This window comes from Bradyrhizobium sp. BRP20 (genome assembly GCF_020194215.1).
In the GTDB taxonomy this organism is placed as follows: Bacteria; Pseudomonadota; Alphaproteobacteria; order Rhizobiales; family Xanthobacteraceae; genus Bradyrhizobium; species Bradyrhizobium yuanmingense.
This window is the reverse complement of record NZ_JADYVY010000002.1, coordinates 518,189-542,868: the sequence shown is the minus strand read 5'-3', so window position 1 is coordinate 542,868 and position 24,680 is coordinate 518,189. Positions and strand designations below refer to the sequence as shown.

The 24,680-nt window shown below is 64.9% G+C and carries 31 protein-coding genes; 14 read left to right on the top strand and 17 right to left on the bottom strand.

The window, feature by feature from the left end; genetic code table 11:
- Positions 1-38 precede the first annotated feature (38 nt).
- The gene (locus I6F33_RS07265) at positions 39-269 is read left to right on the top strand and encodes a hypothetical protein (protein WP_057029028.1); all 231 of its coding nucleotides are present in this window, start codon (positions 39-41) and stop codon (positions 267-269) included.
- Between the two features lies 1 nt (position 270).
- Here I6F33_RS07265 and I6F33_RS07260 read toward each other — a convergent pair whose 3' ends face one another.
- A complete protein-coding gene (locus I6F33_RS07260; RefSeq protein WP_225141721.1) occupies positions 271-1,053 on the bottom strand; it encodes an SDR family NAD(P)-dependent oxidoreductase in 783 nt (260 codons plus the stop codon).
- Positions 1,054-1,180: 127 nt separating this feature from the next.
- Here I6F33_RS07260 and I6F33_RS07255 point away from each other — a divergent pair, with 127 nt between their 5' ends.
- The gene (locus I6F33_RS07255) at positions 1,181-1,573 is read left to right on the top strand and encodes a hypothetical protein (protein WP_225141719.1); all 393 of its coding nucleotides are present in this window, start codon (positions 1,181-1,183) and stop codon (positions 1,571-1,573) included.
- A 107-nt stretch (positions 1,574-1,680) separates the two neighbouring features.
- Complete coding sequence (locus I6F33_RS07250) at positions 1,681-1,929, top strand: hypothetical protein (protein WP_036033817.1); 249 nt, start codon at positions 1,681-1,683, stop codon at positions 1,927-1,929.
- 18 nt (positions 1,930-1,947) lie between these two features.
- Here I6F33_RS07250 and I6F33_RS07245 read toward each other — a convergent pair whose 3' ends face one another.
- From I6F33_RS07245 to I6F33_RS07210, 8 genes are all read right to left on the bottom strand, one after another.
- Complete coding sequence (locus I6F33_RS07245; RefSeq protein ID WP_036000257.1) at positions 1,948-2,133, bottom strand: hypothetical protein; 186 nt, start codon at positions 2,131-2,133, stop codon at positions 1,948-1,950.
- 176 nt (positions 2,134-2,309) lie between these two features.
- On the bottom strand, positions 2,310-2,591 hold the full coding sequence (gene minE, locus I6F33_RS07240) for a cell division topological specificity factor MinE (RefSeq protein WP_036033781.1): 282 nt from the start codon (positions 2,589-2,591) through the stop codon (positions 2,310-2,312).
- Positions 2,588-3,403, bottom strand: coding sequence for a septum site-determining protein MinD (gene minD, locus I6F33_RS07235; RefSeq protein WP_036022837.1), 816 nt, complete (start codon positions 3,401-3,403; stop codon positions 2,588-2,590). The genes minE and minD overlap by 4 nt, the downstream gene beginning before the upstream one ends.
- Positions 3,404-3,424: 21 nt before the next feature.
- Entirely contained in the window at positions 3,425-4,123 is a 699-nt protein-coding gene (gene minC, locus I6F33_RS07230; protein WP_225141717.1) for a septum site-determining protein MinC, read from the bottom strand.
- Positions 4,124-4,382: 259 nt separating this feature from the next.
- Positions 4,383-5,474, bottom strand: coding sequence for a TRAP transporter substrate-binding protein (locus I6F33_RS07225; RefSeq protein WP_225141715.1), 1,092 nt, complete (start codon positions 5,472-5,474; stop codon positions 4,383-4,385).
- Between the two features lie 185 nt (positions 5,475-5,659).
- Positions 5,660-6,160, bottom strand: a complete 501-nt coding sequence (locus tag I6F33_RS07220; RefSeq protein ID WP_036022833.1) for an SMI1/KNR4 family protein — start codon at positions 6,158-6,160, stop codon at positions 5,660-5,662.
- 94 nt (positions 6,161-6,254) lie between these two features.
- The gene (locus I6F33_RS07215; RefSeq protein ID WP_036000273.1) at positions 6,255-6,512 is read right to left on the bottom strand and encodes a hypothetical protein; all 258 of its coding nucleotides are present in this window, start codon (positions 6,510-6,512) and stop codon (positions 6,255-6,257) included.
- Between the two features lie 66 nt (positions 6,513-6,578).
- On the bottom strand, positions 6,579-7,529 hold the full coding sequence (locus I6F33_RS07210; protein ID WP_225142044.1) for a DUF2778 domain-containing protein: 951 nt from the start codon (positions 7,527-7,529) through the stop codon (positions 6,579-6,581).
- A gap of 206 nt (positions 7,530-7,735) precedes the next feature.
- On the opposite strand from I6F33_RS07210, the gene I6F33_RS07205 reads away from it, so the two are divergent.
- Positions 7,736-8,176, top strand: coding sequence for a DUF1810 domain-containing protein (locus tag I6F33_RS07205; protein WP_225141713.1), 441 nt, complete (start codon positions 7,736-7,738; stop codon positions 8,174-8,176).
- 10 nt (positions 8,177-8,186) lie between these two features.
- Here I6F33_RS07205 and I6F33_RS07200 read toward each other — a convergent pair whose 3' ends face one another.
- Positions 8,187-8,963, bottom strand: coding sequence for a crotonase/enoyl-CoA hydratase family protein (locus I6F33_RS07200; RefSeq protein WP_036000278.1), 777 nt, complete (start codon positions 8,961-8,963; stop codon positions 8,187-8,189).
- A 35-nt stretch (positions 8,964-8,998) separates the two neighbouring features.
- The gene (locus I6F33_RS07195; RefSeq protein ID WP_225141711.1) at positions 8,999-9,481 is read right to left on the bottom strand and encodes a tautomerase enzyme; all 483 of its coding nucleotides are present in this window, start codon (positions 9,479-9,481) and stop codon (positions 8,999-9,001) included.
- Between the two features lie 126 nt (positions 9,482-9,607).
- Here I6F33_RS07195 and I6F33_RS07190 point away from each other — a divergent pair, with 126 nt between their 5' ends.
- The 3 genes from I6F33_RS07190 (at position 9,608) to I6F33_RS07180 (ending at position 13,162) form a co-directional block, all read left to right on the top strand.
- Entirely contained in the window at positions 9,608-10,195 is a 588-nt protein-coding gene (locus I6F33_RS07190; protein WP_225125616.1) for a TetR/AcrR family transcriptional regulator, read from the top strand.
- Positions 10,196-10,209: 14 nt separating this feature from the next.
- Positions 10,210-10,995: a 2-keto-4-pentenoate hydratase gene (locus tag I6F33_RS07185; RefSeq protein ID WP_225128566.1), complete on the top strand. Its 786-nt coding sequence runs from the start codon at positions 10,210-10,212 to the stop codon at positions 10,993-10,995.
- An 85-nt stretch (positions 10,996-11,080) separates the two neighbouring features.
- Positions 11,081-13,162, top strand: coding sequence for a methyl-accepting chemotaxis protein (locus I6F33_RS07180; RefSeq protein ID WP_225141709.1), 2,082 nt, complete (start codon positions 11,081-11,083; stop codon positions 13,160-13,162).
- Between the two features lie 103 nt (positions 13,163-13,265).
- On the opposite strand, the gene I6F33_RS07175 is transcribed toward I6F33_RS07180, so the two are convergent.
- A complete protein-coding gene (locus tag I6F33_RS07175) occupies positions 13,266-13,856 on the bottom strand; it encodes an NADPH-dependent FMN reductase (protein WP_225125624.1) in 591 nt (196 codons plus the stop codon).
- A gap of 50 nt (positions 13,857-13,906) precedes the next feature.
- Entirely contained in the window at positions 13,907-14,854 is a 948-nt protein-coding gene (locus I6F33_RS07170; RefSeq protein ID WP_225141708.1) for an AraC family transcriptional regulator, read from the bottom strand.
- A 297-nt stretch (positions 14,855-15,151) separates the two neighbouring features.
- Here I6F33_RS07170 and I6F33_RS07165 point away from each other — a divergent pair, with 297 nt between their 5' ends.
- Genes I6F33_RS07165 through I6F33_RS07155 form a run of 3 tightly spaced genes read left to right on the top strand, consistent with a single transcriptional unit; the run spans position 15,152 to position 17,763 of the window.
- On the top strand, positions 15,152-16,264 hold the full coding sequence (locus I6F33_RS07165; RefSeq protein WP_225142041.1) for a DUF2336 domain-containing protein: 1,113 nt from the start codon (positions 15,152-15,154) through the stop codon (positions 16,262-16,264).
- Complete coding sequence (locus I6F33_RS07160) at positions 16,261-16,593, top strand: PilZ domain-containing protein (protein WP_036000311.1); 333 nt, start codon at positions 16,261-16,263, stop codon at positions 16,591-16,593. The genes I6F33_RS07165 and I6F33_RS07160 overlap by 4 nt, the downstream gene beginning before the upstream one ends.
- Before the next feature lie 51 nt (positions 16,594-16,644).
- Positions 16,645-17,763 carry an HD domain-containing phosphohydrolase gene (locus tag I6F33_RS07155; RefSeq protein WP_225114112.1) on the top strand — a complete coding sequence of 373 codons (1,119 nt, stop codon included), beginning with the start codon at positions 16,645-16,647 and terminating at the stop codon, positions 17,761-17,763.
- A gap of 26 nt (positions 17,764-17,789) precedes the next feature.
- On the opposite strand, the gene I6F33_RS07150 is transcribed toward I6F33_RS07155, so the two are convergent.
- A complete protein-coding gene (locus I6F33_RS07150) occupies positions 17,790-17,993 on the bottom strand; it encodes a hypothetical protein (RefSeq protein ID WP_036000317.1) in 204 nt (67 codons plus the stop codon).
- A gap of 133 nt (positions 17,994-18,126) precedes the next feature.
- Positions 18,127-18,804 carry a nitroreductase gene (locus I6F33_RS07145; protein WP_225114113.1) on the bottom strand — a complete coding sequence of 226 codons (678 nt, stop codon included), beginning with the start codon at positions 18,802-18,804 and terminating at the stop codon, positions 18,127-18,129.
- A gap of 115 nt (positions 18,805-18,919) precedes the next feature.
- Between I6F33_RS07145 and I6F33_RS07140 the strand changes: the two genes are divergently transcribed.
- Complete coding sequence (locus tag I6F33_RS07140; protein ID WP_225114114.1) at positions 18,920-19,882, top strand: alpha/beta hydrolase; 963 nt, start codon at positions 18,920-18,922, stop codon at positions 19,880-19,882.
- Positions 19,883-19,888: 6 nt separating this feature from the next.
- Here the strand turns inward: I6F33_RS07140 and I6F33_RS07135 are convergent, their stop codons facing one another.
- Positions 19,889-20,350, bottom strand: coding sequence for a cupin domain-containing protein (locus I6F33_RS07135; RefSeq protein WP_036000328.1), 462 nt, complete (start codon positions 20,348-20,350; stop codon positions 19,889-19,891).
- A 202-nt stretch (positions 20,351-20,552) separates the two neighbouring features.
- Between I6F33_RS07135 and I6F33_RS07130 the strand changes: the two genes are divergently transcribed.
- The 3 genes from I6F33_RS07130 (at position 20,553) to I6F33_RS07120 (ending at position 22,860) form a co-directional block, all read left to right on the top strand.
- On the top strand, positions 20,553-20,801 hold the full coding sequence (locus tag I6F33_RS07130) for a hypothetical protein (RefSeq protein WP_036000331.1): 249 nt from the start codon (positions 20,553-20,555) through the stop codon (positions 20,799-20,801).
- Between the two features lie 292 nt (positions 20,802-21,093).
- Complete coding sequence (locus I6F33_RS07125) at positions 21,094-22,146, top strand: type II asparaginase (RefSeq protein WP_225141706.1); 1,053 nt, start codon at positions 21,094-21,096, stop codon at positions 22,144-22,146.
- A 180-nt stretch (positions 22,147-22,326) separates the two neighbouring features.
- Complete coding sequence (locus I6F33_RS07120; protein WP_225141704.1) at positions 22,327-22,860, top strand: transposase; 534 nt, start codon at positions 22,327-22,329, stop codon at positions 22,858-22,860.
- Positions 22,861-23,027: 167 nt separating this feature from the next.
- Here the strand turns inward: I6F33_RS07120 and I6F33_RS07115 are convergent, their stop codons facing one another.
- Positions 23,028-24,650 carry an ABC-F family ATP-binding cassette domain-containing protein gene (locus I6F33_RS07115; protein ID WP_225141702.1) on the bottom strand — a complete coding sequence of 541 codons (1,623 nt, stop codon included), beginning with the start codon at positions 24,648-24,650 and terminating at the stop codon, positions 23,028-23,030.
- Positions 24,651-24,680: the final 30 nt, after the last annotated feature.

Below are 24,680 nucleotides of genomic sequence, written 5' to 3'. Positions count from 1 at the left end.
TTGCACTGAAGCTCAGATCGTCACACCGGGGAATTCGCATGCCCTACTATTCTTTCGATCTCGTGGTTGGTGGTGAGTTCAAGAACCAGGGTGGAATCATCCTCGAAGACATCGAGGTTGCCTCCGATCGCGCCGACCAATTGGCTTGCGAGCTGTCGCAGGTAAAGCCCGAACTACAGCAGAAAGGTTGCGCGGTGCGCGTCACCGATCGCGATCACAACGAGGTCTATCGCACGCCGCTCGATCCGGTGCCGGCCTGGCAGCGCTAGGCTAATCCAGCACCGGCGCCTCGAACCAGTTCGTCAGCGACAATCCGCCGTCGACGACGAAGGCTGCGCCGGTGACGTAAGCGGACAGCTTGTTCGACAGCACCGTGAGCGCCATCGGTGCGAGATCCCCGGCCTCACCGAGGCGTCCGAGCGGAATGTGCCGCGCCAGCGCGGGATCGGCGACGAACCCGCCGGCTGCGATCGCGCCGGGGACCAGCGCGTTGACGCGGATGTCGTAGCGTCCGAGCGTCTTGGCCAGCTCCTTCACCAGCATCGCCATGGCGGCCTTTGCCGTCGAGTAATGCGCCAGGTTGCGCGGCGTGCCCGCATGTAGCGAGGTCAGAAACAGGAACGAGCCCGGCCGCTTCGCCGCGATCAGCCGCTTGGCGAGCCCGCGCGCCAGGTGAAAGCCGGCATCGAGATTGACGGCATGCATCTCCTGCCAGGTGTTGCGATCGACCGCGAGCAAGTGATCCGCCTCGCGCCGCGGCGGCGAGGCGCTGTGGACGAAATGCGTGACCTCGCCCAGCGCGGAATGCGCTGATGTCAGCAGCTCATCGCAGGCCTCGAGGCTGGCGAGATTGCCGACCCAGGGCACGGCGAGACCTGGCCTCTCGCTCGCGCCGATCGCGGCACGCACCCGCTCCGCGCTGACATCCGCGAACACGGTGCGGACGCCCTCGCCGACCAGGCCGAGCGCGATCGCGCGGCCGATGCCGTTGCCTGCGCCGGTGACGAGCGCGGTGTCGCGTGTGGGATCGAACGGCGTGCTGAACAGGCTCATATCGCGCTCCGATGCTGGGGAGCGCAGGTTAGCCTACTGGGCCGATCGGCGACAATTGTGTCCCGGTCCCATTGCCGAGCGGCGCGCCAGACGCTAGCCTCTCGATAAAATGGAGGAGGTCCCAGGGATGCGCACCGGTTTTCTGATGACGGGCCTGTTGCTGGTGGCCGCGCCGGCCCTCGCGGGCGAGACGCCGCCGCGATCGACCTATGTGACGATGGTCTTGCAGGCCTTCGCCGCCAAGGTCGAGTGCCCCAACACCGATCTCGCCTACCAGGACCTCGTGCAGAGGGCGCAGCAGATGCACCTGCCCGACGGCACCACCGAGAAGGTGCGCAAGGCGATCGCCTGGCTGCATACCGGCGGCAAGATGGGCGAGAAGCAGGACGATAACCTGATGGCGGAGGTCGCGATCGCGACCCAGGCGACCGACATGGACCAGCGCCGCCTCGGCATGTCCGGCTGGTGCGAAGCCCAGAAGACCAATCTCGCCGGCCTGATCCGCAGCAAGGGCGGCTAACGCGCCGCTCCCATTAACACGCCGCGACGGAACCTCTGCCGCGGCCCAAAATCGACATAATTTTTCACAGCATGCGGCCTCTTTCCGAATTCGAACAGGAGGTCCTCATGCGGAGTTTCCATTTCGTTTTCGCCGGCGCGATTGCAGCCGCCGCGGTGCTGACTGCGCCCGCACTGGCGAGAAATTCCGACGCCCAGAAGGGCGGGGAAAAGTCCACCTCGCCGTCCTGCAGTGCCTATCAGCAGGCGCCGGACGGCTCGTGGGAACCCCTGCCCTGCAAGGAATCGGGCGAGCGCGCGCAGCCGCAGACACAGAACCGCAATTCGTCCCAAGGCGCCGATCGCGGCGAGCGTTGAAACTCGCGCGTTCGAATCTCAGCTCTGATGCGGGCCGCGCATGATCTTCATGGCGTCCACGATGTGACGCCATTCCCTGGCCTCATCGGCCTCGCCGCGGCCCTCGCAGGCCTGGGCCTGCTCAGCGGCCTTCGCGATCGCAGCAAAGCCGTGCTGTTCGAGCATCTGCCGGGCAAGTGTATGGACCTGGACCTCGGACATCATGGGCGCTCTCCCGTCTGACCTGCCGCGGTGCAACGCTGCCGCGGGTGGTTCACAACGATCGAGGCGCGGGGCGCGTTCCGTCCAATCGATGTGAACGGCAAGACAAGGGCGGCCCGCCATGCCCGGCGGACCGCCTTCTCACCCACCCCAAAACGGGAGTCTGCGGGCCGCGTCCCCTACGCGACCGCCACCTTCTTGCCCTCGAAATCGTTGGGCACCTCGATGTCGACCTCGAGGGTCGAGACCTCGTCGCCGCGTTCGAGCCGGACGATGACCTTGGTCGGGTCCAGCGTCACATGTTTGGACACGACAGCGAGAATTTCCTCACGCAGCACACCGAGCAGATCGGGCTGGCCGCGCATTCCACGTTCATGGGCAAGCAGGATCTGCAGCCGTTCGCGCGCGACGGGTGCTGTGGCCTTCTTGCCGCGGAGGAGTCGAAGCAGACCCATGCTCATGCAGCCCTCCGTCGCAGCAGCCGGTCCATAAATCCTCTGCGCTCGGCAGGAACGTGCATTGTCACGTTCTCGCCGCAGAGGCGCTTGGCGGCGTCCATATAGGCTCGTGCCGGCGCTCCATCGGCATTCGACAGAGTCACAGGCGTGCCGACGTTGGAGGCCTTCAACACGTCCTGGCTCTCGGGGATGATGCCGAGCAAGGGCGTGGCAAGGATCTCCAGGATGTCGTCGATGGTCAACATCTCGCCGCGCGCGGCGCGTGAGGGATCGTAGCGAGTGATGAGAATATGCTTCTCGACGCGCTCGCCCTTCTCGGCCCGCACCGTCTTGGAATCGAGCATGCCGATGATGCGGTCGGAATCGCGCACCGAGGAGACTTCCGGATTGGTGACGATCACGGCCTCGTCGGCAAAGCGCATCGCCATGGAAGCGCCGCGCTCGATGCCGGCCGGGCTGTCGCAGATCACCCAGTCGAACCGGCTGCGCAACTCGGCAATGACCTTGCCGACGCCCTCCTCCGTCAGCGCGTCCTTGTCGCGGGTTTGGGACGCCGGCAGCAGCCACAAATTCTCCAGCCGCTTGTCCTTGATCAGCGCCTGCGGGAGTTTGGCGACGCCCTGCACCACGTTGATGAGATCGAACACGACGCGGCGTTCGGCGCCCATCACGAGGTCGAGGTTGCGCAGGCCGACGTCGAAATCGACGACGACCACCTTGTCGCCGCGCTGTGCGAGCGCCGCTCCCAGGGCGGCGGTGGTCGTGGTCTTGCCGACCCCGCCCTTGCCTGATGTCACGACCAGTACCTTACTCATCTGAAATGTCTCCTTTGCTGGTCAGTTCAGTGCTGTAATTCGCATGGTATTCCCCTGCAGCCAGGCCTGCGCCGGCTTGCCGCGCAGGGCCTCGTCGATATCCTCGGCGGTCTGATAAAATCCGTCGATTGCAAGCAGTTCGGCCTCGATCTTCTGGCAATAGATGCGCGCGCTGGTGTGTCCATTGACGCCCGCCATGGCGCGGCCGCGCAGCGCGCCGTAGACGTGGATGGAGCCGCCGGCGACGACCTCGGCGCCCGAGCCGACCGAGCCGAGAATGGTGACGTCGCCTTCCGGGAAGATCACGGTCTGGCCCGAGCGCACAGGGTGTTCCAGCAGCAGCGACGTCGGCTTGGTCTCGACCTTCACCTCGGCCTTCTTCGACGCGCTCGGCTCGACCACGCAGCTGCGTCCGCCCGACAGCAGCGGCGGCATCGTCGGCGTCAGCCTTCCCTCCTCCACACCCTCGATGCCGAGCACGCGGATGTTGCGGTCCTGCAGGCTGGTGAGCAGATGGCCGATGCCGGCCTGGCTGAGATCGACCGAAGACAAGTCGATCACCACCGGCCGGCCGGCGAAAAAGCCGGGCGAGCGCGCAATCGTGGCGTCGATCTCGTGCAGCCAGTCCTGGACCGGAACCGTCGGCGTGAACACGAAAGCCACATAGGAGCGCCCGCGCAGGCGCACCATCTGACGTTGGACCTTTGCTGCAGCCTCCATGGCGGCCGACTCGTTCCCTGTTATTGAATGGTTAACGATGCGGCCGATATGGTTAATGGCTGGTTAATGTCTCCGTGGGGTTACGTGAGTGGATGCGCGGTCCCGTAGCCTGGATGGAGCCAACGGTCGGCGCGAAAGCGCCGCCCGTTGGTGCAATCCGGGTCTCGCGCAGCACCCGGCACTCTCCCGGATTGCGCTGCGCTCCATCCGGGCTACGAAGCTGGGCGCGGCGTAAACACCGCGCCCTCGCCTCTTCCGCTCAGGTCTTGCTGCGCGTCTTGCTGAGCAGATAGTTGTCGTAGAAATTCTCCGCGATCTGCGTATAGAACAGCACCTCCTTCATATACGCGTCGTGGCTCTCCTTGGTCCGCTTGAACAGGTCGCTCTTGGCGGCGAGCTCGTTCAGATGGTCCTGAGTCGCATTGTAGCAGGCCTCCAGCACCGGTTGCGGGAACGCCTTCAGCTCGGTGCCGTTCGCAATCAGCCGCTTTAGCGCACCGGGGTTCACGCTGTCGTATTTCTCGAGCATCCACGCACCGGCCGCCGCGCCCGCCTGGTTGACGATCACCTGATATTGCTTAGGCAGCGAATTCCATTTCTCGTCGTTGACGATCATGTGCAACATGGCACCGCCTTCCCACCAGCCGGGGAAGTAGTAGTATTTGGCGACCTTGTAGAAGCCGAGCTTCTCGTCGTCGTAGGGACCGACGAATTCGACCGCGTCGATCGTGCCCTTCTCCAGCGCCGGATAGATATCGCCTCCCGCGATCTGCTGCGGGACGACGCCGAGCTTTGCCAGCACATGGCCACCCATGCCGGCGATGCGGAATTTCAGGCCCTTGAGGTCGTCGACGGACTTGATCTCCTTGCGGAACCAGCCGCCCATCTGGGTGCCGGAATTGCCGCAGAGGATGGCGTGCGCCTTGAAGGGTTTGAGCGCTTCGTTGGTGAGGTCGGCGCCGCCCCCGAAGTGCCACCATGATTCCTGATGCCGATGGTTCATGCCGAAGGGCGCGCCGGTGGCATAGGCCAGCGCCGGCTCCTTGCCGATGTAAAAATAGAGCGGCGTCTGCGCCATCTCCACTGATGCGGTGCTGACCGCATCGAGCGCCTGCAGGCCGGGCACGAGCTCGCCCGCCGAGAAGGTCTGGATCTGGAATTTGTTGTCGGTGGCCTCGGCGACATATTTCGCGAAGGTCTGCGCCGTGCCGTAGATGGTGTCGAGCGATCTCGGGAAGCTCGACGTCAGGCGCCATTTGATCTCGGGCATGCTCTGCGCGATCGCAGGGGCCGCAACCAGCGTGGTCGCGCCGGCGACCGCACCACCTTGGAGGAATGTACGGCGTTTCATGATGGGTCTCCCTTGAACTCAGCGTCGAATGGATGGCCTGGGCCACGGTTTCTTGGCGAACCGTTTGCCCGTTCCGGGAGCGGAGTTCAAGCGACGGAAAAGAAAGGTCGGGCTTGCACCGGATACCGTGGACCAGCTGGACCCAGCATGTCGCGGCGGACCCGCCCGCTCGGCCCGGCCTCGCCTCAGGCGGCCGCTGCTTCCTCGTACAGGCCGGCGATGAAATCGCTGAACGTCGGTGCTAGCGGCAGGACATAGCCCCATTGATCGGACATCGCCTGCGCCAGTGTCCAGGGCTTTTCGTATTCGGCCATCTCGTGGTCCATGAACCAGATCTCGCCGAAATGGGCCTTGTCGATCGTCATGCAGATCGGATTGCCGCCGTGGTCGCTCATGATCCACAACAGCTCATCGACGGTCGGCCATTGCGGCGTCTGGCGCGTCTGCACCAGCGAGCACTCGTCGGACCGCAATCCCAGGACCTCCTGCACCGAACCCGCCCAGTCCCCATGCGGCCAGTTGAAGTCGGCGCCCCCCTGATGATAGCCGCCGGCGCAGGCCAGCAGGAAGCGGCGATAGTCGTCCGGCAAGCGACAGCCGATGGACGTCTCGAAGGCGGTGAGCGCGGCTTCGGTTGGTTGCTCCGCGCCAACGTCGATGCCTGCAATGAATTCTGCCAATTTCATATTCCCTCTCCCTGGCGCGGACGCGCAAGCCTTCGTCGCACCCGCCTTGCAGTGGGTTCGAGGGCGACGGATCAGGCCAGAGGGAGAGATTCTCTCAGAGCAGCTTGGCGCTGACGAACAGCGCGCGCACGGCGTTGGTTGCCTGCACCGCCAGCATGGCGTTACCGGCGGCGCCTTCCAGGGCCGCGACGGCGTCCTCGTGCAGCGAGCGAAATTCCATCCACTCGACCGATTTGAAGTTGGTCAGGAATTGATAGGCCTGGCCGACGGTCGCGATCGCCAGCGTGTCGCCGTTCAGCTTGATCTTGAACGTCGTACGCAGCGGGGTTTCGGAATTGGATGGATCGCTCATGGGCTGCTTCTGGACGAGGACGGCTTAACGAAGGGGAAACGGCAGCCCCGCCGTCGCAGGCGAATATCAGGAATCGGTGCTCGCGCGCTGCGAGGCGGTCGCCGCGCCGCGCAGACTCGGCACCACGACCAGGCGGTTGAACTCGCCATTGTCGTAGGCCTTGATGAACCGATCATAGTCCTTGATCGAGACGCAGCCGTTGGAATCGCCGCGCGGCCCGAGCAGGTAATTGTGCGTGAGCAGCCCGACGCGGCCGAGCGCGCTGGTGCCTTCGACCGGGGTCATGCGCAGCGCACGGACGCCGTGGAACGGCTTTTCGCGCGGCTTCAGATCGTAGATCGCCGGCGGCGTCGCGCCGACCATCCGCCGGTCGACATGGTCAGGATTGTCCATCAGCGCGCCCAGGCCGGAATGGGCTTCCAGCGCCACGCCGCTCGGCAGATAGACCGCCTTGGCCGAGATGTCATAGACCGCAGTGCGCGAATCGTAGCCGAGCGCGGCGAGATCCGGCCCCCTGCCGAGCAGGCCGTCGCCGGGCGTCAGCGAGGCCAGCTTGATCTTGTCGGTGAATTTTTCGAAGAAATTGCGGTTGTCGACCCTGAGATTGGTGTCCGCATAGGCCTGGCTGGAGGCGATCTGAGCGGAGAAGTCCGCCTGGACCGGACGCGCGCGCGGCATGGGGATGGCGTCGGCGCGCTGCGAGCGCCTCGCCTCCTCGGTCATGTACCGGTCGTCCTCGCTCAGGATCGAGCGCCAGTCGTCGCCTTGGAGCTTCTGGGCCAGCATCGCCTTGGCATCCCGCAGCTTGAGCTGGGCCGCATTCACCGCGGAGCGCTCCAGCACCCGCAGACCAAGCTCGCGCGGCGACGGGCCGGCCGAGGCCGAGGCGAAACGGTCCTCGAATGAGGGGGCATTGGCCGGCGGCAACGCCGCGGAGACCAGCGGGGTCGAATCGCTGATATCGGCGACCCACGCGGCGGCGCCGAGCGCCAGCGCCATCGCGGCCACAGACAGCAGAATCGTTTCAGCCCGCCCGACACGGCGGCGCGACAACAGCCTCTCGGCGTGTGCTGCGTCGGAAACCATCAGATCCCCAAATCGACCCCCGGGGGCTTACCCACCCCCACCCGGAGAGACTCTATACCAGCTACCACATTGGGAGCCAAAAGTTAGGCATAATCGGGGCCGCCAAGGCCCTCCAAAGGTATCCCCTAAGGTATCCAATGACCGATCCGTTCGATCTCGATCGCTTTGTCCAGGCCCAAGACCCGGTCTATGGCGACATCTTGGGCGAGCTGACTAGGGGCCGGAAGCAGACTCACTGGATGTGGTTCATCTTCCCCCAGGTCGCAGGTCTCGGCGCCAGCGCCATGTCGCAGCGATATGCCATCGGCTCCCGCGCGGAGGCCGAGGCCTATCTCGTCCACCCTATCCTGGGCGGCCGACTGATCGAATGCACCAGGCTGGTGCTCGCGGTCGAGGGCCGGACCATCAACGCGATCCTCGGCGCGCCGGATGACGCCAAATTCCGCTCGTCGATGACGCTGTTCGGCGCGGTCTCCGACGAGCCCGTCTTCGATCAGGCGCTCGCCCGATATTTCGCAGGCGAACGCGATGGCGCTACGCTGGATATCCTCGAAAGGCCGGATCAGGCTCGGCATTAGCAGGCGCCGATCAACGTCCTTGGAAGACGGCCGCGCGACGCTCGATGAAGGATTGGATGCCCTCCTTGGCGTCGGCACTGCCGAGCACACGATCGCGAATTTTCGGGATGTAGGCAATCGCAGCCGCTTCGCCAGCTTCGACATAGTTCGCCGCCGCTTCCTTGGTCACCTGGATGCCGAGTGGCGCATTGCGCGCGATCATGGCGGCGAGCGTCATCGCCCGCTCGATCTGCTCGCCTGCAGGCACGACCTCCTGGACGAGACCGATCGCGTGCGCGCGCTGCGCCGAAAACTCGTCGCAGAGGAACAGATGATACATCGCATCGCCCCAGCCGGCCCGCGATAGGAAGCGGAAATGCGCGCCGCCCAGTGGTGCGATGCCGCGCCTCGCCTCCATTTGGCAGAAACGTGCATCGTCGGCCGCAACCACGATGTCACCGGCGAGCATCAGCTCGATGCCGATGGTGTAGACGATACCCTGCACTGCCGTCACGATCGGCTTGCGGCAGCGCTTGTTGAGCCCGAACGGGTCGACATTGCCGTCCTTGGTGTTGCGCTTCTCCGCGGTGGGACCGAAGAATTTGGGCATATCGAGACCTGCAGTGAAATCCCCGCCCTCGGCGCAGACCACGCCGACGCGATAGGCCTCGTTGTGGTGCAATTCGGTGAGTGCATCGGACAATTGCTCCATCATCGCAGGCGTGAACGCGTTCTTCTTCGCGGCGTTGGCGATGATGATTTTGAGGACGTGGCCGTGCACCTCGGTGCCGATCTGACCTTCGCTCATGTGCTCGTCTCCCGATTGTTGGTGTTGGCAGCAAGTCAGGCCGGCTGCTGAAGCGCCGCGCGGATCGCCTCGATCCGGGCCGGCGTGAACACGCCGGAATCCAGCAGCTGAAGGATCGAGAGCACCCCGCCGCGCGATCCCCAGCTTCCCTCATCGATGATCTCGAAATTGACCCACCAGGTCGGCGACGGCGCCGGCATGCCGCAGGCCTCCGCAAGCCGCGCCAGCACGTTGCGGATCACCTCGGCGCGCACCTCCGCCGGCCAGGCCGCGTTCATGACGGCGATGTTGACGGTGATGATGTCGCGCGGCTTGTCCTGGTCGCACAGCAACCGGCCGCCGATCGCCATGCTGTCGGACGGAAGGCCGTGGAAATGCACCTGAAACCCCATTCGGGCCGCCGGCGCCCTGTGGCCGACCTCGGGCTCGAGCACGGCGTCGGTCAGGCTTTCCGCAAGCTGCCGGCGCTGCGGCAGGCCGAGCCGTCCGGCCGGTGCGGTGACGGTAATGATGGTCAAATCGGCACCTCTCCACGAATATGACACTCGTCATATCTCAGCGCGGCTTGCGTATGTCAAGTGTCATAGTCTAGATGGAGATGGCCAATTGCAGGATTCCCGATGACTGCCACCACACGCGACAGGATGATCGCCGGCGCCGCCGACCTAATGAGCCGCCGCGGCGTCAACGCCACCAGCATGCGCGACGTGGTCCGCCACACAGCGACGCCGCGCGGCTCGATCAGCCACCACTTCCCCGACGGCAAGCCGCAATTGATCGCCGAAGCCGTGACCTTCGCCGGCCGGCAGGTATCCATTCCTCTGGAGAAAGCCATGAACGAACGCGGCGTGATCGGCGGCCTCAAGGCTTTTGTCGCATCATGGCGCCGCCAGTTGGAGGCAACCGGCTTCGAGGCCGGCTGCCCTGTGCTCGCCGTGGCGGTCGATCGCTATGTCGGTGAGCCCAGCGACAAGGACGACGCGGCCGCGCAGCAGCACCTGCTCGACCTCGCCGACGGCGTGTTCGCCGATTGGCGGCGGATCATGCAAGCAGCCTTGTTGCGCGAAGGACTGGCTGCCGAGCGCGCCGAGCGGCTTGCAACGCTTGTCGTCGCCTCGATCGAAGGCACGGTCGCGATGTGCCGTGCCAGCCGCAGCGCCGACGCGCTCGATCAGGTCCAGGAGGAATTGGAGATCGTCCTCGCAGCCGCCCTCGCCCGCACAAGCAAATAGATTGGAGACGCGCAATGGACTTGTCCCGACAACGCGAACTCGCCCGTCAGCTCGCCGATTTGCGTCGCGAGGGCCGGCAACAGAGCGGCCTCGACGAACGGCTGGTCCCACCGGATGCGGACACGGCGTACCAAGTCGCGCAGATGGTGGAAGAAGAACTCGGCTGGGATGTTGTCGGCTGGAAGATCGCGGGCATGAAGTCCGGGCTTCAGCGTCAGCTTCGCATCTCCGCGCCGATCTATGGGCGGGTGTTCGCGCCCCTGATCAAGAGTTCGCCCGCCAGCGTCGAGCATGCCAGACAATGCAGCCCGATCCCTGAAGTCGAGTTCCAGGCGCGTCTCGGCGCCGATCTGCCGCCGCGCGCGAAGCCCTATACGGTGGACGAGGTCGGCGACGCCGTGGTCTCGTTGCATCCCGGCATCGAGCTCGCCGAGTGCCGCTTCATTCACGATGCGGCGTTTCCGCCGATGCCGGCGATCATGGCCGACGGCTCCGGATCAGGAACGATCGTGCTCGGAGAGCCCATCGCCGACTGGCGCAGCCGCGACGTCGCCACTCAAGATGTCGTCCTGAATTGCAACGGCATCGAGAGACGCCGCGGCTCCGCTGCAGAGGCGATTGACCATCCGCTGGTGCCGCTGGCCTGGCTTGCCAACGAGCTGTCGCGGACCGGCATCGGTCTCAAGGCCGGCCAGACGATCAGCACGGGCACGCTGACCGGTATGCTCCGGCCCAAGGCTGGCGAGACCTACGTTGCCGATTTTGGTCCGCTGGGATCGGTCAGCGCGACCTACAGCTGAGCCGGCCAGGGAGCGTAAACCGCAGATTAACATGGCCGCCCTATCGTCCGGGCAAAATACTTCTCCGTTATTTGCCGGACAGATCATGAAAATCGGTACGCTCCTGACCAGCGCCATCGTCTCGCTCTCGACCGTCGGCGGCGGCCTCGCCGTCTACGTCGCCGCGACGAAGTACCAGACCATGGAACGGATCACTGAAGCGCAGGGGCGGCTCGCAATCGTCCGTGCGGTCAGCGACATCCCGCGCTATCTCAATCCGGAGCGCGGCTTTTCCACCAACATCCTCTACGGACCTGCGGCCATCGACCCTGCGCTGCTGGCCGAGCAGGACAAGCTGCGCAAGCAGACCGACCGCGCCCGCGACAAGATGAATGCACTGCGCAAGGAGCTGCCCGGCCCGCTCGACGACGGCACCACGATCGGCAGCAACATCGACGGCATCAACGCGAAGTTCACCGCGTTGCGCGAGGCCATCGACAAGGCGCTGGCGGGTCCCGCCGAGGCGCGCAAAGACGCGGCCAAGAAGATCGTCGCCGACAATGCCGTGCTCAACGGCGGCGTGACTGCGCTGCTCAACGAGCAGGTCCGCCGCATGGCGATCCTGAACGGTGACGCCTACCGGCAGGCCAGCTACGCCAATGTCGCGATGACACTGCGCGACGTCGGCGGCTTCAACTCCAGCCTGCACAAGAATCTCCTCGGCGGAAAGAAGCCGGCGACCGACGCCGAGAAGGCCGACATTGCCCGCTCGCAGGGCCGCAACGATCAGGTCGTGATGTCGCTGCAGGAATTGCGCGGCAATCCAACAACGCCGGCGAATGTCGCGGAGGCCCTGGAGAAGTTCAACGCGATCTATGTCGAGGAGTTCGGCCGCGAGCTCAAGCTGGTGAAGGACGGCGCGATCACCGGCAAATACGAACACGACATGGACACCTATTACGCCGCCACGCAGCGCGGCCTCGGCACCATCATCGGCGTCCGCGACGCCTTCTACGACAACGCCGAGCAGATTCTCGCCGGCGCTTCGTCGGCCGCGCACACCAGCTTCACGATCGCGCTCGTCGGCCTTGTCGCCGTGCTGATCGCCAGCGCCGGCCTCATCGTGACGGTTCGCCGCCGCGTCTGCGCGCCGATCGTCGGCCTGACGACGCGCATGTCGCGGCTCGCCGACGGCGAGGTTGCGGAGAGCATTCCGGGCGCCGAGCGCTCCGACGAGATCGGCGCGATGGCCGCGGCCGTTCAGGTGTTCAAGGACAACATGATCCGCGCCGATCGGCTCGCGGCCGAGAAGCAGGCCGAGAACGACGGCAAGATGCGCCGCGCCCAAGCGCTCGACGATCTCACCCGCGCCTTCGAGGCCAAGGTGACCGAGCTGGTCGGCGGCCTGTCGCGGGCCTCTGCTGCAATGGAAAGCACCGCGCAGTCGATGACCTCGACGGCGGCGCAGACCAACAGCCAGGCCGCCGTGGTCGCCGCCGCCTCCGAACAGACCTCGACCAACGTGCAGACGGTCGCGAGCGCCACCGAAGAGCTGACCTCCTCGATCGCGGAGATCGGGCGTCAGGTCGCCCAAAGCACCGAGATCGCGGCCCGTGCCGTCGACAATGCCCGCCGCACCGGCGACACCGCGCGGACGCTCGCCGAAGGCGCCCAGAAGATCGGCGACGTCGTGACGCTGATCCAGAGCATCGCCGAGCAGACCAACCTGCTTGCGCTAAATGCAACCATCGAAGCCGCCCGTGCCGGCGAGGCCGGCCGCGGCTTTGCCGTGGTCGCCTCCGAAGTGAAGTCGCTGGCCGGGCAGACCGCCAAGGCCACGACCGAGATCTCCGAGCAGATCACCGCGATCCAGACCGCGAGCGACGAGACGGTGGCGGCAATCCGCAACGTCGCCGACGTCATCGCCGAGATCGACCAGATCGGCACCGCCATCGCCGCGGCGATCGAGGAACAGGGCTCGGCGACCAAGGAGATCGCCCGCAGCGTTCAGGAGGCTGCCCGCGGCACCCAGGAGGTCAACAGCAACATCTCCGGCGTGCAGCGCGCCGCCGACGACACCGGCGCCGCGGCAAGAGAGGTGCTGGGCGCGGCCGAGCAGCTCTCGACCCAGTCGCGCGATCTCGCCGGCCAGTTCGAGCGCTTCCTCGGTGAGGTCCGGGCGGCGTAGCACGCGAAGTCGTAGCCCGGATGGAGCGCAGCGCAATCCGGGACAGTGCCGTTGACGCGCGAGACCCTGGATTACGCTGTCGCTCCATCCAGGCTACGCGACCTCAATACGGCGGCGCCTTGCGCGCGCGCTGCGCTTTCGCCGCCTCGATCCACCAGGTCAGATCGTCGGCGAAGCGCGGGAACGAGCGCTCCAGGGCCTTGCCGCCGTCGCCGATCGGCTCGCCGGCTTCCGACAGCGTCTGCGCGATCGGGCCGACACCGATGGTGCTCGATACCACCACCATGCCCATCTCCGAGAGGGTGCCGTGCCAGGCGGTCGCTGCGCGCGCGCCGGACAGCCGGCCGGCCGAATAGCTCACGATCGCGGCCGGGCGCCAGAACCATTCCTCCAGGAAATGATCGGTGAGGTTCTTCAGCCCGGGCTGGATGCCCCAATTGTACTCGCCGGTGACGAAGACGAATCCGTCGGCGCCGCGGATCTGCCCGGCCAGCTTCTCCAGCGCCTCCGGCGCCGAGCCCTTGGGATGTTCCTTGTACATGCGGTCCAGCATCGGCAGCCCGATCGCCTTGGCGTCGATGAATTCGACGTCCTCGCCGCGATCGCGCAGCCGGTTGATGACGAAATTCGCAAGGCGGATGCCCATGCGGTCGGAACGGTAAGAACCGTAGAGAACGAGAATGCGATTGCTCATGGCCGGACGGTAGCACGAAACCGGCGTCCAGCCCTACCCGATTTGTCGCACTACCTTCCGCGACCACGGCCCAGTGTTTGCGACGGCGTCTCGCCGAACTGGTCACGGTAACTTCTTGAGAAATCGCTGAGATGCCAGAAGCCATACGCCAGCGCGACCGCCTTGACGCTATCGGCCCCGGCGAGAAGGCGCCGACGCACCAGCCACAGCCGATGCAGACGCAAATAGCGGTGCAGGCTCATGCCGCGATAGCGGCGCACGACGTCGTGCATGGTCCGAACGGACAGCCCCAGCTTGCGCGCGATCTCGTCGCTATAAATCGGCTCCGACAGGTCGTCAGACAGCAGCGCGCGGATATCCTGGAAGATCCTGAGATTCCGTCCGTCGTTGGGTGCAAAGGTCCAGCGGGCCGGAACGATCGTCGCAAAGGCCTCGTCAACGGCTCCGAGCAGGGACTCCTTCATCGCCGCGCCCTTCAACAAGAGCTCCGGTGCCGAAATCGGGCCGGCCGCCTCGGCCAGCACCTCCCTAACCACGCCGCGCAATCGCTGCAAGCCGGCCGTGGAGATCTCAAAAATCTTGAAGCTCGAGAGCGTGGACGGCCAGCCACGATCCCTCACCTCCGGCCGGAAAACCACCGAGGCGATTTGCCGCTGCACCTCCTCGACGGTGGTGTAGGCCGCCCCACCGTTGCCGATGACCACGACGGGTCGCGCCCGCTGCGAGCCGTTGAAGCGAATTGGCACATTGAGATCGTCTATCGTGAAGCCGATCGCCGTGCAATTCTCCACGAGTTGTGCGTCAACCACCCGCGGAAACGCGCGCGTCAAATTCACGTCGCAGCCCGGTAGGGCCAGGATCGTCTGCTCAGCCGAAATCTTCCGCACAAAAGGGGTGAATTCGAAATTCAGCCCGCGTATAGCGCTTCGAAATTCGTCGACGTCGGAAAAACGAAATGTTTTGAGTGCCGACCTCGGCACATCGTCAATGCTGTTCATGGAAATATGAGAAATGCCGCGCCGCTCTGAATGTGCGTCCGGCCGCGGGGTGCCGTTCGCTGCCTCCTTCGGTTTATTTCGTTAGAATCGATCCTAACGTGCCCTGATCAATTGGAGACGGGCCGGTTGAAAGAACAATCCGGGACAACCCTGTCTCGCCGAATTTCGATAGCGTTTCCTGCGATTGAGGCGGTGCGCCAATACCGAAGCCGTTGCCATTTAAGATTCAAATTAACGCCTTTGCGGCGGAATAACCGTCGTTTGATTGTGCAATTTATTTCATTTCAGGCTCCTGCCATGACGGCAAATTCGCCTGCCGACAATCTGGCCGAATTGGAGAACGCGGTCGCAACGTGTCCGCTGGACCGGTGCGCCCGCATTCTCTTCGGCCTTTTGCAACTGCTCACAAGCAGCCGCGGTCGATCCCAGGAATTGCTCGCCGGTGTGGTCGACGGCGTCCTGGTGCGACTGATCGAGCGGGTTGAGGCCAGCGCGCTGATCGATGTCAGCGCGGCGCTCGCAGAGCTCAAGGCGGCTCCGCCGGACACCGTGCGACGTCTCGCCTCGCACCGCGACCCGGAAGTCGCCTGCCCCGTTTTGCTCCGCTCGCGGTCGCTGTCCACGGCCGATCTCACACTGATCGCAGCCGCGAGCGGCGTACGGCAGCAATGTGCCATCGCCGGCCGCGCGCCGATCGATCCACGGGTGATGGAGACGCTGATCAAGGGTGGCACTTCCAGCGTTTGTCTTGCGCTGATCGGCAACAGCGAGGCAAGATTCTCCGAAGCCGCTTACGTTGCGCTGGTTGAGAAGTGCCTGGTGGATGACGAACTCACCAAGGCACTGGCGCTCAGGCCCGACACGCCCGACACAGTCATGCGGAAGTTGCTGTCGGCCTCACCGGCGCCGAAATCCGGCATCGGCCTGAACGCCACCGTCTCGCTTCAAGCCGCAACGGCCGCACCCATCGTCACCAAGCTACCCTCCGCGGCGGCCTATGCGATCGCGCGACCGGAGATCGTTGCACTCAGCCGCATCGGCAAGCTGAACGATTCCACGGTGAACCGCTTCGCCATCCGCGGCGAGACCGCCAATCTCATCACCGCGCTATCGGTGCTTTCGGGCGCTCCCATCGAGATCGTCGAACATGTCATGACCGACGAGGATTGCGAGGGTCTCGTCATGGCCTGCCGCGCCTCGCGGCTGAACTGGCAGACCACGCTCGCCATCCTGAGCAACCGCTGCGGCACACGGCTTTCTTTCGCCGAGCGCGAACGCGCGCAGCACATTTTCGAGACGCTGCTGCTGTCGACCAGCCAGTGGACGGTGCGGTGGGGCGAAATTGCCGCAAACGCCAAGGAGTGCGGTCGGGGACATCGCGACGCAAAAAAGATGGGGGTTAGCCGATGAAGTTCGACGGTCGCAAAGCCTTTCGCGTGAAAATGGACCACAGGCAACCGGTCAATCTCATGGGATCCGACGGCACCTGGCGGCGCAGCTGCGTCCTGCTCGACGTCTCGCAGACGGGCGCGAAGGTCGAGGTCGAGGGCACGCTGGACGTGCTCCAGGCCAAGGAATTCTTCATGCTGCTGTCGTCGACGGGCCTGGCCTACCGGCGCTGCGAGCTGGTCTGGATCGACGGCACCACCGCTGGCATCCACTTCGTCACCGCACAAAGCAAGAAGAAGCAGGCGATTGCGCCGGCTGCCGCAGCGCAGAGCTCCGATCAGGCCAAATAGACCGAGAATTCGACCCATCGATTGGAGCCCGCGCTATTCCGGGGCATATCCGTGCAGAACGCGCAAACCACACTCAAACCCACCAGCCTTGGCGGCGTCGCGGTCGCTGCAGCGCCGCGCCCATTCGTTCATGTGCTGGCCGACACGTCCGACAAGCTGGCCGGTGTGTGCTCGCTCCTCGAGCAACGCTTCGCCGTCGCGGGCGAGCGGCTGGACGCCGAGGCCAAGCTGTCAGAGGTGCCGTCCGCCATCGTCATTCGCGCCGAGCTTCGCGATGTCGACAATATCGCGGCGATCAAGAAACGGGCGGGCAAGCTCGCAAAGGCGAAGAAGCGGATTTTCCTGCTGGAGCACACCTCGCATGTCGCCGTTTCGCAGGCCTATGCGCTTGGAGCGACACTGGTCCTTCCGGGCACCATCAACCGGGCGAGGCTGCTGGCGGCGCTGTCCGATCCGCCTGATCCGCTCTCGGCCGCGTCGCGCGAGAGCGCGCAGGCCGACACTGCCGTCGAGACCGCCGCGACCGCGATCGCATCCATGTTTACCTCCGTCACCCTGGGCCAGCCGCTTGACGTCAACGCCACCAAGGAAGCGGGGCGCCAGATCGCCGATCGCATCACCCGGCATGGCCTGACGGAGTGGCTCATGACGGTGCGGCGGCACCACGAAGGAACCTATCAGCATTGCCTGCTCGTCACCGGTGTCGCCATCGACTTCGGTCTGAGCCTTGGCGTCGGCAGGGCCGACCTGGAACGTCTCTACTCGGCGGCCATGTTCCATGACATCGGCAAGGCGCAGATTCCGCTCGCCATCCTCGACAAGCCGGGCCGCCTCGATGCCGCCGAGCGCGCGCTGATCGAAACGCATCCCGCCGCCGGCTATACGTTTCTCAAGGACCATGACGGGATCTCGCCGGAGATTCTCGATGCCGTCCGCCATCATCACGAGTACCTCGACGGGAGCGGCTATCCCGATGCGCTCTGCGCCGAGAGCATTGGCGATATCGTCAGGATTCTAACGATCTCGGACATCTTCGCAGCCCTGATCGAGCACCGGCACTACAAGCCGACCATGCCGCGCGCGGAGGCCTACGACGTTCTGTGCGAGATGACAGGCAAGCTGGAGAAGGCGCTAGTCCGCGCGTTCAAGCAGGTCGCGCTCACGCGGTGAGCGCTGTGACCCGTCTCGAGCGCAGCCTAATGCGTCGCACGATGGCTGGCGCGGCGCGGGATGGAGCGGCAGGCCAGCCCGTCGGCCAGCAGCTTCATGTCCTCGTGCCGGCCGCTGCGAATCAGCCGGCCGAACTCTTCGGGTGTGAAAGGAAGACTTGGATCATCGTCGATCTTGGGCCGCAGTCGCGGACCGAAGAACCGCCGAACCAGGCTAGCCAGCCGCCGCATATCAATTCCCTCGCGCCAGCAACAAACCTCTCAGTCCGCATATTGTTCCTCCCGCGACTTCGAGAATGCAAGAGGCCACTCGCGACACCGCACCAAAAATTTTCCGCCAGAGAATAATCTCCTCTTGCTCGTGCTAATCGGCAAAACCCACGTAACGCACGAACTGGTGGTTGTGCTCGCGGTCCGAGCGCACGGCGTTCGCGGCAAAGCCGTCATCGGGATAGCCCATCGCGACACAGGTCATGATGACCTCGTCTTCCGGAATCTCGGCGACCTCGCGCACGATGTCGGAGCGCATGATGCCCTGCCCGTTGATGACCGAGCCGAGCCCGCGGTCCCACGCCGCGAGCACGATGCCGTAGCAGAGCGCGCCGAGATCGAAGTGGCAGACCGCGCCGGGATCGAGCACGCGGTCATAGGTCAGCACCAGCGAGACCGGCGCGTCGAACTGGCGAAAGCCGCGCAGCACCCAGTCCTGCCGCATCGGCTTGTCGTCGCGTGCGATTCCCATCGCGCCGAACAGCTTCTTGGCGATGTCGACCTGCCGGGTGCGATGCACGCCCTGGTATTCGCCATGGCTGACGATGTCGCGCTTGACCTTGGCGCCGCCGGCCATCTCCGACATGTTGCGGCGACGCACCTCCTCCAGCGGATGACCCGTGAGCACATGGACATGCCAGGGCTGGGTGTTCATCGACGAGGGCGCGCGCTTGGCGCTCTCGATGATCGCCTCGATCACCGCGCGCGGCACCGGCTCGTTCTTGAAGCCACGCACGCTGCGGCGCGACTGGACCAGCGTCTCGAATTCCACCTCGTGAACCTCCCTGCCCGTTCGTCCGGCCTTGCGACGCACGCCGGTTGCCGATGCGGCCCGCAAAACCTATGCTAAGGACCAAGCAAGACCAAGAACCCTGTGAGGAAAGTCCATGGCCGCACCGCTCGATCCCGTCATCGCCCAGATCATTCCGCTCATGCCGATGCGCGATCCCACGGTCATGACGCCACAGAGCGCCCGCGATTCCTTGCGCGCACTCGCTGCCTCGCGTGCCGCCATTCCGCCGCCGCCGGTCGATAGCGTCGAGGATATCAGGGTGAAAGGCGGCGCCGGTCTGCTTCCCGCACGGGTCTATCGGGTCGGCGCCGCGCCGGCACCGACGGTGGTGTTCTTCCACGGCGGCGGCTGGGTTGCGGGCGATCTCGAAACCCACGACCGGCAGGCGCGCAACCTTGCGATCGAGACCGGCGCGGTCGTCGTCTCCGTCGACTATCGCCGCCCGCCCGAGACGCGCTTTCCCGGCGCCTTCGAGGATGCTTTCGCCGCGGTCAGCGACGTGTTTGGCCGCGTCGCGGAATTTGGCGGTGACGCAACGCGCTTCGGCGTTGCCGGCGACAGCGCCGGCGGCAATCTCGCAGCGACGAGCGCGATCGCCTGCCGGGAGGCCGGCATCAAGCTCGCCGCGCAACTGCTGGTCTATCCGGTCACCGACGTCGTCGGCGCTTATGCCGATGCGCGCGAGAACGCGCGCTATCCCTCGCGCAGCGAGAACGCCGAGGGCTACTTCCTCACGCGGGCGACGATGGAATGGTTCTGCGGCCATTATCTCGCCGATCCCGCACACGCCGGCGACTGGCGCGTCTCGCCGCTGCGGGCCGCCTCCTTGGCCGGCGTCGCGCCCGCGGTCGTGACCACCGCCTGGTTCGATCCCCTACGCGACGAAGGCGCCGCCTATGCGCGGGCGCTGGAGGCCGCCGGCGTGAAGGTCAAGCACCATGAGGGCCCCGGCCTGATCCATGGCTATTTCGGCATGGGCGACGCCTCCGACGTCGCGCGCACTGAGGCGCAGCGCGCGCGGGCCGACTTCAAGGCGCTGCTGATGCGCGGCGCGTGAAGGCGATCAGGCGCTCTGCGCCCGCTGCGCCGCGGTGTGCCCCCAGGTCTCATCCCAGTCCTGGCCAGCGGCATCGACCACGCGGCCGTCGGCCTCGAAAAACTTGTTCGGCACCTGGAAGATCGCCAGAATCAACGCGCCGTCGGGGCACCAAGCGGCATGCCGGCTCCCCGCCTCGCGCCAGATGAATTCGCCGGCCTTGCAGGCAATGCCCTTGGCTGGACCCTCCTTGTCGACGAGCGCGCCTTCGATCACCCAGCTCTGCTCGATGCCGACATGTTCGTGATCGGGCAGCACCGATCCTGGCGCAAAACGCATCAAGGCGGTCATCAGCCCCGTACGGCGATCGAACAGTAGCGTCTTGGCCTCGCAGCCCGGAAAGCGCGTCTTCTGCCAATCCATGTCTTGGGGTCGAACCAGGTGGGAATGCCGATCGGCTGCCTGGTCGTGCGGGATCGCGGCGTCCATCACGATGCTTCCTCTCCATCTCAAGGGACCGACGCTAGCAGGATCGCCCGATGCGGTCAGCGAGCACTGCAACAGAGGCGACATCTTCCGAGCTGGCGCGCAAAAATCAGCGGGCGACCGGGCGGCCCAGTGCTCATCCTGCTTGATTGCGCCACGATTCCCGGCTCCACTCTCCCGGCCATTTCTGGTTCAGGAGACCCCCATGATGAAACGGATTTTCCTCGCTGCGATCGTTGCCACCTTCGCAGCGGGCTCGGCCCTTGCGCAAGAAACCTGCGAGAGCAAGGCCGTCGGCAAGGACGGCAAGCCGCTGGCCGGCGCCGCCAAGACCTCGTTTCTGAAGAAGTGCAAGGAAGACGCCTGCGCGCCCAAGGCCGTCAGCGCCGACGGCAAGCCGCTCGCCGGCGCCGCCAAGAACAGCTTCATGAAGAAGTGCGAGACCAGCGCGTAACGCGCAGTCCGTTCCCGGCTTTTTCAGCAAAGCCACAACCGAAATGCCGTCATGGCCGGGCAGAAGCGCGTCTTCGCGCGAGAATGTCCCGGCCATTTGCTTTTTGGTGCCTCCGCACCGCCAGTTTCCGACACGCGCCGAGCGCGTAAAGCAAGCGCGCCGCGACCCTGGACAGAACGCAGCGGCTGACAGATGATGCGGCGCTGAGCGAACCGGGGCGCATCAACGAGGCTTCCAGCAAAGGATGGACGAGATGTTGCAGTTCCGCGTGCGTGATCACATGATGGCGATAATGAGCGTGCTCTTTGCGCTGCTCATGATCGTTGACGTTGCCAACGCGAGAGGCCCCGGCCTGCCCAACGTCATGGTTCTCGCAACCGGCGGCACGATCGCCGGCAGCGGGGCGAGCAGCACCACCGTCATCGGGTATACCGCAGCCACGGTGGGCATCGAGACCCTCTTGAACGCCGTCCCCGAGTTGAAAACCGTGGCCAACGTCAAGGGCGAGCAGGTCTTCCAGATCGCCAGCGAGAATATGAACAATGATTATTGGCTGAAGCTCGCCAAGCGCGTCAATACGCTCCTCGCGCAGGACGACGTGGACGGGATCGTGATCACGCACGGAACCGATACGATCGAGGAAACCAGCTATTTCCTCAATCTGGTCGTCAAGAGCAAGAAGCCTGTGGTCGTCGTCGGTGCGATGCGGCCATCGACCGCGATCAGCGCGGACGGCCCGATCAACCTCTTCAATGCGGTGATCCTCGCAGGCAGTGAAGAAGCCGTGGGCAAGGGCGTGCTCGTCGCCCTCAACGATCAGATCAACGCCGCGCGCGACGTCACCAAGAACAACACGTCCACGGCAGACACCTTTCGCACGCCTGAACTCGGCTTTCTCGGCTACATGCAAGGCAACAAGCCGTATTTCTATCGCCAAACGACCCGCCGGCACACGGCGGATTCCGAATTCGACGTATCCAAGCTCGATGTCCTGCCGCAGGTCGACATCGTCTACGGCTACGCCAACATGAACCGGGTCGCGATCGACGCCTTTGTCGCCGCCGGCGCCAAGGGGATCGTGCATGCCGGCGTAGGCGACGGCAGCCTCGCCCGCCCGGCGGTCGAGCCGGCGCTCGACGATGCCCGCAAGAAGGGCGTGGTGATCCTTCGCAGCAGCCGTGTCGGCAACGGCATCGTCGCGCGCAATGGCGAGGCCAAGGACGATGAGCACGACTTCGTCGTCTCGGATACGCTCAATCCCCAGAAGGCGCGCATCTTGCTGATGCTGGCGTTGACCAAGACGACCGACACCAAGGACATTCAGCGGATGTTCTACGCCTATTAGAGCATGATCCGGACCCGGAGGGCCGCCCTAGTTGTAGCCCGGATGAAGCGCAGCGTAATCCGGGGCAGACCAAGCACCCGCACGACTGTCCCTGTAGCACTCCCCGGATTGCCCTGCGCGGCATCCGGGCTTCGGCCCATCCTTCGCCCGACTGAAGCGCAATCCGGGAAAGTCCCTCGCATGGTTCGCTATCGGCGAAATTTCGTACCCGGCGGGATGTTCTTCTTCACCGTCACGCTGGACGATCGAATGTCATCCGTGCTGGTTGATCATGTCGACGAGCTCCGCAGCGCATTTCGCGTAACGCGTGCCGAACGACCATTCGAGATCGATGCGATCGTGATCCTACCTGATCACCTGCATGTCATTATGAGGCTCCCCGATAGTGACTCGGACTTCTCGGGTCGTTGGAAGCGCATCAAGAGTGCCTTCACACACCGGCTGGCAGCTTCCGACGCACCGATCTGCCGCAATCATCGCGGCGAGTACGCGCTCTGGCAGCGGCGATTTTGGGAACACACAATTCGTAACGATGCGGATTTCGAGCGCTGCGCCGATTACATTCACTACAATCCGGTCAAGCACGGGCTCGTTGCAGCGGCGATTGAGTGGCCCTACAGCTCGCTCCATCACTACGTTCGCGCTGGTATTCTACCTCCCGATTGGGGAGGAGCCGGCGAGATAAGCGGCAGCTTTGGTGAACGCGGAGACTGATCCCGGATTACGCTTACGCTCCATCCGGGCTACCGGTCCATCACGGCCGCCCGTAGCCTGGATGGAGCGCAGCGCAATCCAGGGATGGTCCCGCGGCACGACACGAGCGCCGACGTCGCACACGGATCCCGGATTGCGCTTCGCTCCATCCGGGCTACCGCCCACCACTAGCTCCGCAACCCCGGCGCCTCCTGGCCGGTGCGCGCGACATATTCGGTGTAGCCGCCGCCATATTGGTGGATGCCCTCCGGCGTCAGCTCCAGCACGCGGTTCGACAGCGTCGCCAAGAAATGCCGGTCGTGCGAGACGAACAGCATGGTGCCCTCGAAATCCGACAGCGCGTTGATCAGCATTTCCTTGGTGGCGAGGTCGAGATGGTTGGTGGGCTCGTCCAGCACCAGGAAGTTCGGCGGGTCGAACAGCATCTTGGCCATGACGAGGCGCGCCTTCTCGCCGCCCGAGAGCACGCGGCAGCGCTTCTCGACGTCGTCGCCGGAGAAGCCGAAGCAGCCGGCGAGCGCGCGCAAGGAGCCCTGCCCCGCCGTCGGAAACGCGTCCTCCAGCGACTGGAACACGGTGCGCTCGCCGTCGAGCAGATCCATCGCGTGCTGGGCGAAATAGCCCATCTTGACGCTGCCGCCCAGCGCCACGGTGCCCTCGTCCGGCTCGCTCGCACCGGCAACCAGCTTGAGCAGCGTCGACTTGCCGGCGCCGTTGACGCCCATCACGCACCAGCGCTCCTTACGGCGGATCATGAAGTCCAGCCCGTCATAGATGCGCTTTGAGCCATAGCCCTTGTGCACGTTCTTGAGTGCGACGACGTCCTCGCCCGAGCGCGGCGCCGGCAGGAAGTCGAACGCGACGCTCTGGCGGCGGCGCGGCGGCTCGACCCGCGCGATCTTGTCGAGCTTCTTGACCCGGCTCTGCACCTGGGCCGCATGCGAGGCGCGCGCCTTGAAGCGCTCGATGAACTTGATCTCCTTGGCGAGCATGGCCTGCTGGCGCTCGAACTGCGCCTGCTGCTGCTTCTCGTTCTGCGCCCGCTGCTGCTCGTAGAATTCGTAATCGCCGGTGTAGGTGGTGAGCGAGCCGGAATCGATCTCGATCACCTTGGAGATCACGCGGTTGATGAACTCGCGGTCGTGCGAGGTCATCAGAAGCGTGCCTTCGTAATCGTGCAGGAATTTTTCCAGCCAGATCAGGCTTTCCAGATCCAGATGGTTGCTCGGCTCGTCGAGCAGCATCACGTCGGGCCGCATCAGAAGAATACGCGCCAGCGCCACGCGCATCTTCCAGCCGCCGGAGAGCTTGCCGACGTCCCCGTCCATCATCTCCTGGCTGAAGCCGAGTCCCGCCAGCGCCTCGCGCGCACGGCCGTCGAGCGCATAGCCGTCGAGCTCCTCGAACCGGTGCTGCACCTCGCCATAGCGGGCGATGATCTCGTCCATCTGGTCGGCCTTGTCGGGGTCGGCCATGGCGGCCTCGAGCTCGCGCAACTCGGCCGCAACCTCGCTGACGGGGCCTGCGCCATCCATCACCTCGGCCACCGCGCTGCGGCCAGACATCTCGCCGACGTCCTGGTTGAAATAGCCGATGGTGATGCCGCGATCGATCGAGACCTGACCCTCGTCGGGCAGTTCCTCGCCGGCGATCATCCGGAATAGCGTGCTCTTTCCGGCGCCGTTCGGCCCGACAAGGCCGATCTTCTCGCCCTTGTTGAGAGCCGCGGAGGCTTCGATGAACAGGATCTGGTGGCCGGCTTGCTTGCTGACGTTGTCGAGGCGGATCATGAGGTCATTTTTGGGGGATTTTTGCGTTGC